The 389-nt window shown below is 68.4% G+C and carries 1 protein-coding gene; it reads left to right on the forward strand.

The features are described from left to right. Positions 1-8 precede the first annotated feature (8 nt). Positions 9-389 (forward strand): TetR/AcrR family transcriptional regulator (locus G4D86_RS51980; RefSeq protein WP_164003126.1); only part of this gene is annotated, 381 nt, incomplete at its 3' end.

The following is a 389-nucleotide window of genomic DNA, read 5'->3' on the forward strand; positions in this document are numbered from 1 at the left end:
CTCGTGACATGGGCATCACGGAGCGCAAGGAGCGACAGCGGGCGGAGCTGCGGGAGAACATCCTCCGGGTGGCTCGCGACATGGTGATGAAGGAGGGGTTCGGGGCCCTCTCCATGCGCAAGCTGGCGGACGCGGTGGAGTACGCGCCCGCGACGCTCTACCTGCACTTCGAGAACCGCGACGCCATCGCGCGGGAGCTGTGCGTGCGCGGCTTCCAGGAGCTGCTCGCGGCGCTGGAGCCGCCGGCCACCGTGAAGGAGCCCGTGGAGCGGCTGTCACGCATGGCGGAGGCCTACGTGTCCTTTGGCCTGAAGCACCCGGAGACCTACCGGCTCATCTTCATGGAGGACCCCAAGCTGTCCGCGGAGCTCTTCCAGGACCAGCAGCAC

Origin of the sequence: Pyxidicoccus caerfyrddinensis, assembly GCF_010894405.1 — a bacterium.
Lineage (GTDB): Bacteria > Myxococcota > Myxococcia > Myxococcales > Myxococcaceae > Myxococcus > Myxococcus caerfyrddinensis.